Annotated in this window: 2 protein-coding genes; both read left to right on the top strand. The window is 39.4% G+C overall.

Annotated elements, in window-relative coordinates; all coding sequences use genetic code 11:
* The first annotated feature begins 300 nt into the window (after positions 1 to 300).
* Positions 301 to 1,410, top strand: a complete 1,110-nt coding sequence (locus BBA02S_RS19810) for a protein rep (protein ID WP_041114702.1) — start codon at positions 301 to 303, stop codon at positions 1,408 to 1,410.
* A gap of 612 nt (positions 1,411 to 2,022) precedes the next feature.
* Positions 2,023 to 2,271, top strand: a complete 249-nt coding sequence (locus BBA02S_RS19805) for a hypothetical protein (RefSeq protein ID WP_052477475.1) — start codon at positions 2,023 to 2,025, stop codon at positions 2,269 to 2,271.
* The last annotated feature ends 39 nt before the right edge of the window (positions 2,272 to 2,310 follow it).

The raw sequence follows: 2,310 nt of genomic DNA, 5'->3' as shown, positions 1-2,310 counted from the left end.
GGAGGCTCGTGGTCAATCGAACCGTGGAATAAATAGAGAACGGCAGCACGAGAAAAAACCCGATTTTGACCACTAAAACTGCGGTCGAAATCGGGTTTTTTCTTATCTTGATACATATAGAAACAATGTACTTTGGAAAAATAGGCTTGAAGCCTTGATACGACTGGCTTTAAGCCAGTTTTTTTAGGTGGACAGAAAAAAACCCCTATGCTAAGGTTAAGGTGTCGAATCTTAAACCAATTACAGAGGGGGTTTTTTTTATCCCTTCTGACGTATCAGAAAGGGGTATTTACTTTTATCATGTACAAAAATAATAACATTGAAACGTCCGACAAATCAACTCCTAAAATATTGGAGGACAAAACAAAATCGGGCAAAGAGAGAGATTGGAAAGGTAAGAAACGTCGGTCAATATTGACAGCCGAGCATTTTGAAAAAGCAGGATTACATAGCAAAGCTGAACGGATGAAGGATTGTGCGACTCAACTTGTGTTTAAGCATACTGGGGAAGCGTTAAAACTGTATCAAGCATGGTTTTGTAAAGTGAGGTTATGCCCTATGTGCAACTGGAGAAGGTCATTAAAAATTGCTTATCACAATAAACGAATCGTTGAGACGGTTAATGAGCGTGAAAACGTCCGTTGGCTATTCCTAACCCTCACCGTCAAGAATACAGACGCTGAGAGCCTTCCTGAGACGATTTCAGCTATGTTTGAAGCTTTCAGAAGGCTAACGAAGTACAAAGCGTTTAAAACGTCTGTGAGGGGCTTTTTTAGGGCTTTGGAGGTTACGAGAGACCGAGATACTCATATTACAGAAGAACGCTATAAAAAGAACCCTAGCTATTATAAACGACAGGGATTATCTGTTGGTGATGAAAATCCAAATTACGGAACATATCACCCGCATTTTCACGCACTACTATGTGTTCCTGCCAGCTACTTCAAAAATAAAGATTTTTATATAAAGCAATCAGAATGGACAAGCCTTTGGCAAAAGGCTATGAAGCTAGATTACACACCGATTGTACATATCCAAAAAGTAAAACCAAAAGAAAAATTAGATGAATTAGAAACCTATGAAAAAGACTTAAAAAAAGCTATGAAAGAACAAAATGCAATTTTGGAAGTATCAAAATATCCAGTAAAAGATACAGACGTCATTAAAGGGAATAAGGTAACAGATGAAAACGTGGAAACAGTTTTAGCGTTAGACGATGCTCTTGCTTATAAAAGGCTGATTGGGTACGGTGGATTGCTGAAGGAAATTCATAAGGAATTGAATCTAGGAGATGCTGAGGACGGGGATCTTGTTAAAATTTCTGAAGATGATGAAGTGGCAAATGGAGCTTTTGATGTAATAGCAAGATGGCATATTGGACTGAAAAATTATGTAATTCAAGGTGATTAATGTGCGGTATAAAAAAGGCATGGTCTTAGAGAATACATGTTGGCAATGCTATAACGAAAAAATGAAAATATATCGGGTTAATAGACAAAAAAATGAAGGTAAAACAATTGCGTTTGTATGGTGTGAATGTGAAGAATGCGGTGCAGTTGATGACCTATTCCTCGAAGAAAAGTAGCAGGGTTCTATTTCCCTGCTTTCTTAATACCCAATGAACGAAAGTGAAGAAGGGCGCACTTATACATTGACACTTGTCAATGTGTGCGGCAGGGAGGTATCCCTGCTTTTTTTTAGCCCCTGCGGGTCCAACGCTGCAAGCGTTATTTCGTCGCAGGGCGACCCCAGTAATATTCACTGACAAGTGTCAGTGTATAGATGGGCACTCTCTCCGAAACGGAGTGAAACCCACTGCAACTTTTTGAAGGTGCGTAAGTGGGCACTCCGTATTTTTTCGGAGTGAGCAAGAGCATAAGGAAAAAATGTCCCCACAGTTTGTGAGGAAATAGGCAGAGCCTATTTTTTTCGTGTCCCCATGAAAAAGCGAAAAACAATACGTTTGCAATACGAACAAAAAACCGGTTTTTGAAAGTAAGAAATAAAGGAGTGGTAAAAATCATGAATCAGATTCCAAATTTATTAACGATTGCAGATTTAACGACAAGATGGCAAATGCCAAGACAAAGCATTCACGAAAAGAAAATGGAGAATGATTTCCCTCCACCGGTTCAGTATGTGGCGAACGGTCGAACTGCCTTATTTTTAGAAAGTGACATCGAAGTTTACGAGAAGAAATATCCCTGGATTACCTCGCCGGAAAAGAGAAGAAGCAGACAACGGTTTATTTGGTCATTGATAAACCAGTGAACGGTTTATGCCGCGAAAGTCGATTTACCATGAGGGGAA

It is taken from the genome of Bacillus badius NBRC 15713 (genome assembly GCF_001591605.1).
Taxonomy (GTDB): domain Bacteria; phylum Bacillota; class Bacilli; order Bacillales; family Domibacillaceae; genus Pseudobacillus; species Pseudobacillus badius.
The sequence above is the reverse complement of the archived record's forward strand: the minus strand, read 5'-3'. Positions and strand labels throughout refer to the sequence as shown.